This window comes from Streptomyces viridosporus (assembly GCF_002078235.1).
GTDB lineage: Bacteria > Actinomycetota > Actinomycetes > Streptomycetales > Streptomycetaceae > Streptomyces > Streptomyces viridosporus.
This window is the reverse complement of record NZ_MSGP01000784.1, coordinates 1-6,874: the sequence shown is the minus strand read 5'-3', so window position 1 is coordinate 6,874 and position 6,874 is coordinate 1. Positions and strand designations below refer to the sequence as shown.

7 protein-coding genes and 1 pseudogene are annotated in these 6,874 nt (G+C 75.0%); 4 read left to right on the top strand and 4 right to left on the bottom strand.

Annotation, left to right across the window (positions count from 1 at the left end; genetic code table 11):
• Together B7L92_RS37505 and B7L92_RS37500 are read right to left on the bottom strand one after the other, a co-directional pair.
• Window positions 1-754: nitrate- and nitrite sensing domain-containing protein (locus B7L92_RS37505; RefSeq protein WP_170102287.1), on the bottom strand; the 754-nt coding region annotated here is incomplete at its 3' end.
• Between the two features lie 56 nt (window positions 755-810).
• Window positions 811-1,584: an MHYT domain-containing protein gene (locus tag B7L92_RS37500; RefSeq protein ID WP_081241577.1), complete on the bottom strand. Its 774-nt coding sequence runs from the start codon at window positions 1,582-1,584 to the stop codon at window positions 811-813.
• A 149-nt stretch (window positions 1,585-1,733) separates the two neighbouring features.
• Between B7L92_RS37500 and B7L92_RS37495 the strand changes: the two are divergent.
• Window positions 1,734-2,324 (top strand): annotated as a pseudogene (locus B7L92_RS37495) (class I SAM-dependent methyltransferase); the annotation flags it as partial.
• A gap of 32 nt (window positions 2,325-2,356) precedes the next feature.
• On the opposite strand, the gene B7L92_RS37490 reads toward B7L92_RS37495, so the two are convergent.
• Window positions 2,357-3,244 (bottom strand): oxygenase MpaB family protein, encoded by an 888-nt coding sequence (locus B7L92_RS37490; protein ID WP_081241575.1) that lies wholly within the window; start codon window positions 3,242-3,244, stop codon window positions 2,357-2,359.
• A 97-nt stretch (window positions 3,245-3,341) separates the two neighbouring features.
• Here B7L92_RS37490 and B7L92_RS37485 point away from each other — a divergent pair, with 97 nt between their 5' ends.
• The 3 genes from B7L92_RS37485 to B7L92_RS37475 all read left to right on the top strand — a co-directional run bounded on the left by B7L92_RS37485 (window position 3,342) and on the right by B7L92_RS37475 (window position 6,229).
• The gene (locus B7L92_RS37485; RefSeq protein WP_081241574.1) at window positions 3,342-3,638 is read left to right on the top strand and encodes a hypothetical protein; all 297 of its coding nucleotides are present in this window, start codon (window positions 3,342-3,344) and stop codon (window positions 3,636-3,638) included.
• Between the two features lie 137 nt (window positions 3,639-3,775).
• Window positions 3,776-4,663, top strand: a complete 888-nt coding sequence (locus tag B7L92_RS37480; protein ID WP_081241573.1) for a hypothetical protein — start codon at window positions 3,776-3,778, stop codon at window positions 4,661-4,663.
• 180 nt (window positions 4,664-4,843) lie between these two features.
• The gene (locus B7L92_RS37475) at window positions 4,844-6,229 is read left to right on the top strand and encodes a tannase/feruloyl esterase family alpha/beta hydrolase (RefSeq protein WP_081241572.1); all 1,386 of its coding nucleotides are present in this window, start codon (window positions 4,844-4,846) and stop codon (window positions 6,227-6,229) included.
• A 4-nt stretch (window positions 6,230-6,233) separates the two neighbouring features.
• On the opposite strand, the gene B7L92_RS37470 is transcribed toward B7L92_RS37475, so the two are convergent.
• Window positions 6,234-6,416, bottom strand: coding sequence for a tail-anchor membrane protein (locus tag B7L92_RS37470; protein WP_081241578.1), 183 nt, complete (start codon window positions 6,414-6,416; stop codon window positions 6,234-6,236).
• Between the last annotated feature and the right edge of the window lie 458 nt (window positions 6,417-6,874).

The following is a 6,874-nucleotide window of genomic DNA, read 5'->3' as shown; positions in this document are numbered from 1 at the left end:
GGCGGGCGCCGGCCAGCAGCGCGTCCTCCTGGGCCAGTGCCTCGCCCGCGCGGGAGAACTCGAGCAGCACACGCGCGTCGGAGCCGGGTCCGGCGTCCTGGACACCGGTGAGGGTGCCGCCGACGCCGAGGGCCGTGGCGATGGTGTCCGTGTACCGGTCGTACGTCCGCGCCCAGCCCGCGCGTCCTTCACGCACCGCCGTCCGCAGCGGACGCAGCCGTTCCGCCTCGGTGACGAAGGTTTCCAGCCGTTCGGAGACCGCGCGGGGCAGGTCCTCCCCGTCGGCGACGGTCCCGCGCTCGCCCAGCCGCAGCTTCGCGACGGCCCGGTCGGTGCGCCGGGCGCGCTCCGTCAGCTCGTCGGTCCGCACGGCCGGGGCGTGGGTGGCGCGGCGCACCGCGGCGGTGCGCTCGGCCTGCAGGGCGGCGACGGCGGCGAAGACCGGGGCGCGGACGGCGGTGTCCGCGCGCTGGGCCTGGCGCAGCCGGGCGACGTCCTGGGCGGTCGTCACGGTGGCGTGGCCCCAGAGGGCGAGCAGGGAGACGACCGGCACCATCAGCAGGCAGATGATCCTGGCCCGCACGGTACGGGGCCCGGTGAGTCCGCGGCGCGCGGGCGCGGTGCCCGGTGCCGGCTCTCCCGGGGCGTCCGGGCCTTCGTCGGCCGGCGGTCCGGCGTGCGCGCGTCGGCCGCGTACGGGAGGCGGGGGCGGCGCCTCGTCGCGGGTTTCCGGGGTCCTACGGGGTGGGCGCATGGACTCCTCGCTCGGAAGGGGTTCGGGCCGGCCGGGCGCCGGCGCGGCGGGCGCGTTCAGTGGGCGGCGGATCCGACCGATCGCCGGGCCGGGGCGGACGCCTCGCGCTCCCCCGTCGTCGGCGAGAGCGCCACGAAGGCCGAGGTGATGAAGAGGTAGGACCCGAGGCCGACCGCGAGGGGGAAGATGAACTGCATCGCCGTGGCGCCGGGCAGCGCCTCGCCGGAAGGGGTGACGCGCACGCTCACCGCGAGCATCCCCGTGTAGTGCATGCTGCTGACCGCCGCGCCCATGATCAGGGAGGCGAGGGTGACCGCGGCGGGTGACCTGATGTTGAGCGCCGCCCACAGGGCCGTCGTGGCCGCGGCGACGGCGATGAGGACGGAGAGCGCGACGAGCACCGGGTCGTAGCTCACGTCGCCGTGCAGGCGCACCGCCGCCATGCCCAGGTAGTGCATGCTCGCGACGCCGAGACCGGTGGTGAGCCCGCCGAGCAGCAGGGCCCGGCCACGACCGGGGCCGTGGCCGACGGCGAACACCCCGGCGCAGACGACGGCCATGGCGACGAGCAGGCTCACCAGGGTGAGCGGTACGTCGTAGCGGATGCCGGTGCCGCTGACGCCGAACCCGAGCATGGCCACGAAGTGCATGGTCCAGATGCCGGTGCCGATCGCCGAGGCCGCGGTGACCAGCCAGTTGCGGCGCGCGCGGCCGGTGGCGGCGAGCGCGCGCACCGTGCAGCGCAGCCCGAGGGCCGCACCGGTGCAGGCCATCGCGTACGACAGCACGGGGGTGAGCCATCCCAGGGCGGCGTGGTCCAGGTGTCCCATGGCCCCGGGACGTTAGGGGGCACAGGCGCACGAAGGGGGCGTGTTTCGAAAGCTGGTGGAATGTGGCGCGGCGGTGCGCCGGATCGACCGTGTCACGCTCGAACGTGCGCACAACGCGTCGTCCGCTCCGGTGGGGAATCATGCGGTGCATGAGCGACGACCACACACACGTCCAGGAGTTCTTCGGCGCACGTGCGGCCGACTGGGACCGCCGCTTCCCCGACGACGGCCCGGCCTACGCGGCCGCGGTGGCCGAGCTCGGGCTGCGCGAGGGCGGCCGGGTGCTCGACGCGGGCTGCGGCACGGGGCGGGCCCTGCCTCCGTTGCGTGCGGCCGTGGGGCCCTCGGGGGTGGTGCTCGGCGCGGATCTGACCCCGGCCATGCTGCGGGAGGCGGCGCGGGCCGGACGGGACCGCGACGGGGCGCTGCTCCTCGCCGACGTGGCCGCGCTGCCGCTGCGTCCGGAAGTGCTGGACGCCGTGTTCGCCGCAGGTCTGATCGCGCATCTGCCCGACCCCGTCGCGGCCCTCCGGGAGCTCGCCCGGGCGGTGCGGCCCGGGGGCGTGCTCGCGCTGTTCCATCCGGTCGGCAGGGCGGCGCTCGCCGCCCGCCAGGGCCGCTCGCTCACGCCGGACGACCTGCGGGCGGAGCCCAACCTCCGTCCGCTGCTCGCCCGTTCGGGGTGGCGCATGACGTCGTACGCCGACGAGGACACCCGGTTCCTGGTGCTCGCCGTGCGCGGGAACCGAGCCCCGGGGTGGGGAGCGGGTCCTCAGTCCGCGTCCGCGGGCCGCACCGGGCAGCCGCGCAGCCCCGGGACGGGGTGGGTGCCCAGGTCCTCCAGCCGGTAGCCGTTCGGGTAGCCCTTGATCTCCCGGTTCTGCCGGGCGAAGTGCGGGGTCCTCCGGGGCGGCAGCAGACGGACGGCGCGCCCCCGCAGCCGTACCGCGCGGCGTACCCACGCGCGCGTGACGGGGCCGGGCGGGGGGTAGCGGAAGGCGCGCAGCAGGGGCTCGTCGAGCAGGGCGAGCGTGGCGGTGCGCAGCAGGGGGGCGAGCGGACGCGGGTACCAGGAGGTCATGAGGTCGAGCGTGGCGTCCGAGACCCGCCGCGCGCCCTCGTCCCAGCCGAAGTGGGCCTCCTCGTAGGCGTCGAGGAATGCCTCGAACTCCTCGTAGGACCCGGGGATGTCCTTGATGCCCATGTGTCGGCCGAGGGTCTGGTAGTGGACGGTGCCGGCGACCGTCTCGTGGCGCGACATCCTGCGCCACCCGTAGGCGTCGATCCAGCGCTTGGGCATCACGACGAACGTGCACAGGACGTAGCGCATGTCGTCGTCGGGGATGTCGTAGCTGCGGTGCATCCGGTTGATGCGGCGGATCGCGGTCCGGCCCCGGTCGCTGCCGAATCCGTGCTCGACGACGGCGTCCAGGAGCAGCGAGGTGTCGTCGTAGCGTTTCTGCGTGCGGTCCGTGAGCTCGGCCGTCTCGGCGAGCAGCCCGCCGATGCGGGGAACGGCGTAGGTGCGGTAGAGGGCCAGTTCGAGGGACCGGGCGAAGTCCCAGGGGAACTCGTAGGCCGCACTGAGCCGGTAGATCTCCGTGGCCTCCCGGTACGGGTCCATCCGCCGGATCCGTTCCAGCCGCTCGAAGCGCTTCACCGTGCTGCCCCCTTCTGCCGCCGGAGTTCCGACTTTACGTTGAACGGCGGGAGATGAAAGGCCGTCGAGGGCAACCGCACCGGGGAGGGTGAACCGTATGTGGGGCAGGGTCCGCAGGATCGGCGTCAAGGTGGCCGACGGCGTGCGCACGCGGCAGCGGACCGGGCGGGAGGCCCGTCCGCACAACCTGTTCGAGGCCGCCGCGGCCTACGTCTCGGCCCGGGTGGAGGGTGATCAGGAGCGGATCGACGAGGCGTCCGGCTGGGTGTCGCCGGAGGCGCTGTCGTTCGGGGTGAACGAGCTGGCGTGCCGGGCCGTCGTCGCGCTCGCGCGGGAGCGTGACGAGTCCCCGCGGACCGTCGCGCGGGCGCTGCTGGGGCTCCCGGCGGCCTGATCCCCCGGCGGTACGCGGTCGTTCCGCCCCGCCCGGCCGGAAACCCGCAGCTCCGGGTGCGGTCTGCGGGGTCGTGACAAGCGGCTCGGGGTCGGCATAGGGTGCGCGCCGACGGACGAACGGATGGGGAGGCTGGGATGGCCGGGACGGACGAGGAAGCCGTCGCCGCCGCGGAGGACGCGCTCTACGTGCTCACCGCGGCGCTGCTGACGCCGGCGCAGTTCCCGAGCGTGCTGGGCGACGACTACCCGGAGGCGTGCGCGGCGCTCGGCCTCCCGCCGCTCGCCGACGGGTACGGGCTGGTGCTCGGTCAGGACGGCGAGGGGGCCCGGTGGACGGTCGTCGTCGACGACGTCTCGCTGGTCGCCGTCGCGATCGCGTCCTGGGACTGCGGCATGGAGCACGACCTGTCGCCGGACGAGCGGACGGTGGTGGCCGCGCTGCCCGGCTGGCCCCTCGCCGTCGCCGTCGCGGCGCCGAACGTGCCCGCACCGCACGATCCCGGCCCCGACGCCGCGGACCAACCCCCGCTGTCCCCGCCGGACACGAGCGTCTGGGGCCCCGCACAGCGCCGCCTGGGCGCCGACGAGATCGCGCTGCAGTGGTCCACCTGGCGGAACCAGGTCGACGACACCGCGTTCTCGACGCCCGGCGGCCCCGAGGGGGCGGCCGACGACGCCGCGGACGCCCCGGAGGGCACCACGGAGGGCACCACGGAGGACAACGGGGAGGGCGGCGGGCGTGGCGGGCGGCCGGGTCACAGCGGCGTCCGGCGCGTCCTGGCGCAGGCGCGCGCCTATGTCGACTCGCCGCCGCCGATCGGCCGGGTCCGCTCGGCCTTCGCGCCGGGCGGAGCGCGCACCCTGCGGGCCGACGGTCCCGGCTGGTCGCTGGTCGCCAGGACCGACGACATCGCGTTCGTCCCGCTCGACGACGAACCCGGTGAGGTGCTGCCGGTGGGCCGGGGACCGAAGTTGCCGGGGCTGCTCGAAGCGCTCGACAAGATGGCCGTACGCCCCCTCTGAGCCCACTCCGGCCTGCGGAACGGCCGCGGACCACGGAAGCTGGCGTGTGGTGAACCTCTCCGCGCGGGCATCGTTCCCCGGGGCCCCACTCCCCGGTGACGGCGCGGTCGGGCCCTCACCCCGGGGCAGCCCGGGACCCCCGCTGCCCCCTTCCGCTCGTCCGCCCTCCCGGAGGCCGTCATGCGCCCGTCCCGCGGCGTTCCCCTGCTCGCCGTCGCCCTCGCGGCGGCCGCCCTCACCGCTCCGTCCCCGGTCCGCGCGGCCGAGGACGGCCACTGCGCACGCCAGGAACGGGTGCGCGTGCCCGGCGCCGCCCATCAGCGCCGTGCCTGTCTCGCCGACCTGACCACCACGGGGCTGGCCGGCACCCCGTACACCGACATGGCCGACCAGGCGGGCCTGACCGCCGCGGCCACCCGGTCGCCGTCCGGTGTGCCCGGTGTGCAGATCGACGGCTACTTCCCGGACTCCTCGCGCTTCAACACCACCCACGGATGGCGGCACGACGCGCAGTTCGTCATCCGGCTCCCCGACCGCTGGAACGGCGGCCTGGTCGTCACCGGCGCGCCCGGCAACCGCAAGCAGTACGCGACGGACGAGGCGATCTCCGACCAGGTGCTGGCCCGGGGGTACGCGTACGCGGCGACCGACAAGGGCAACAGCGGGGTCGACTTCCACCGTGACGGCGTCCGGCCCGGCGACGCGGTCGCCGAGTGGAACACTCGGACCACGCAACTCACCCGGGCGGCCCGGCAGGCGGTGGCGCAGCGCTACGGGCACGCCCCGCGCCGCACGTACATCACCGGCGTCTCCAACGGCGGTTACCTCACGCGCTGGCAGTTGGAGAACCATCCGGAGCTGTACGACGGCGGGGTGGACTGGGAGGGCACCCTGTGGACGGCCGACGGCCCCAATCCGTTCACCTCCCTGCCGGTGGCGGTGGCCCGGATGTTCGGCACGGCACAGGACGAGGACCTGTACGCGGCGGGCTTCGCCCGCGGCTCGGAGTTCCTGTGGCCGTACCACGAGAAGGCCTACTGGGGCGTCACGCAGAAGATCTACCGCGCCGAGTTCGACCCCTCCTACGACCCCGGATGCCCCGGCCCCTCCGCGGGTTCGACGGTGGAGGAGGTCCTCGCGCCGTGCGCCTCCGACGCCTCCTACGACTACGCCTCGCGCCCCGGCTCCGTGCACCGTGCCGTGGCCCGGGTGTCGCTGACCGGGCGCATCGGCCGGCCGCTGATCACCCTGCACGGCGACCTGGACGCGCTGCTGCCCAAGGCCACCGGCTCCGATGTGTACGCGCGCATGATCGACACGGCCGGGCGGGGTGCGCTGCACCGCTACTACACGGTGCAGGACGGCACGCACGTCGACGGACTGTACGACTCCCATCCGGACCGGCTGCGGCCGATCCTGCCCTGCCACCGGTCGGCGTTCGACGCCCTGGTGGCCTGGGTGGAGCGCGGGGTCGAGCCGCCCGCGGACCGGGTCGTGGCCCGGCCCGCCGACGGTGACGTGGTCAACTCCTGTCCGCTGGACGCCGGCGGGGCGGGGGCGCGGTAGCTCCTCAGCGACCCAGCTCCTTGCGCGAGACGCGGCGCAGCCTGCTCCGCTGCGAGGGGTCCAGGGCGAGGTACGCGGCGGCCGGGATCCCCAGGACCACCAGAAGCGCGGCCCACCAGGGCAGCCAGATGAGCAGGACGAGCCCGGCCGCCACACCACCCGCGGCGATCTTGGCGTTCTTCGACATGAGTGTCGCCTCCTTCGCGGCCATTGCCGCTCTCTGTCGTGAGAACGGGCCCGCGCTTTCGGCGGTTCCGGACCGCGACCCTGAGACTTCCCTGAGCCGCGCCCCCTAGGGTTTCCCGGGCGCTCGTCGCCTCCTCCGGCGTACGGGAACACGGCTCACCTTCATGGTGGCCCGGATCACGCTCCGGGCACACCCGGCCGGCCCCGGTCGTGCTGTACCCTCGGCGGCTCCGACTCCACTAGTCAAGTTTGAGGAATCCGTCATCACCGCGCAGACGCACCCCCCTGCTCCCTCCTCCCCGCACGCCGAACCGGCCCGTTGCCCGGCCGTCTTCGTCCCCGGCGATCCCGCCCGCACCGGCCGTGTCGCCTTCTGGCGCCCGGACGGTTCGGCTCCCCCCGCCGTGGACGGGGCGCCGGTCGAGGAGCTGACCGTCGTCGCCGGGCACGACGACGGTC

Coding starts and splice junctions, on each gene's coding strand:
- B7L92_RS37500 (WP_081241577.1), bottom strand. CDS start 1,584: ATGGGACACCTGGACCACGCCGCCCTGGGATGGCTCACCCCCGTGCTG.
- B7L92_RS37485 (WP_081241574.1), top strand. CDS start 3,342: ATGTGGGGCAGGGTCCGCAGGATCGGCGTCAAGGTGGCCGACGGCGTG.
- B7L92_RS37470 (WP_081241578.1), bottom strand. CDS start 6,416: ATGTCGAAGAACGCCAAGATCGCCGCGGGTGGTGTGGCGGCCGGGCTC.
- B7L92_RS37475 (WP_081241572.1), top strand. CDS start 4,844: ATGCGCCCGTCCCGCGGCGTTCCCCTGCTCGCCGTCGCCCTCGCGGCG.
- B7L92_RS37480 (WP_081241573.1), top strand. CDS start 3,776: ATGGCCGGGACGGACGAGGAAGCCGTCGCCGCCGCGGAGGACGCGCTC.